Raw genomic sequence first — 602 nt, 5'->3', positions numbered from 1 at the left:
GCTAGTACAGAGAGTGTAATGCTAGAATATATTAAATATGCAAAACTAGCAAATGACATAATATTTTTATTAGCCCAGGCAACTTCTCCATTAACAGAAACACTGCACTTCTCAGAAGCATTAGATATTTATAAGAAAGGACAATACGACTCAATGCTCACCTGTGTAAGAAATTACCGTTTCTTTTGGAATGCAGATGGAACAAGCAAAAATTATGATTATATGAATCGTCCACGTCGCCAAAACTTTCAAGGAGAGTTAATGGAAAATGGGGCTTTTTATATCAATACAGTAGGTAATATCTTAACATCAGGAAACCGCCTTAGTGGAAAAATTGGTATTTACGAGATGCCAGAATATACAGCAACAGAAATAGACGAACCGGATGATTGGATAATTCTAGAAAATTTAATGCGCAAACATATTTTATCCAAACGCCCTAAAAAACCAATAAAATTATTTTTATCTGATGTAGACGGTACATTAACAGACGGAGGAATGTACTATTCTGAAAGTGGTGATGAATTAAAAAAATTCAACACTCGAGATGGTATGGGATTTCAACTATTAAGAGAAGCAGGTATAAAAACAGGAATCATCAC

The 602-nt window shown here is 33.9% G+C and carries 1 pseudogene; it reads left to right on the top strand.

Annotated features, from left to right (window positions below):
* Window positions 1–602 (top strand): annotated as a pseudogene (locus WKU26_RS12625) (acylneuraminate cytidylyltransferase); the annotation flags it as partial.

This window comes from Phocaeicola sp. HCN-40430 (assembly GCF_037890285.1).
GTDB lineage: Bacteria > Bacteroidota > Bacteroidia > Bacteroidales > Bacteroidaceae > Phocaeicola > Phocaeicola acetigenes.
The sequence above is the reverse complement of the archived record's forward strand: the minus strand, read 5'-3'. Positions and strand labels throughout refer to the sequence as shown.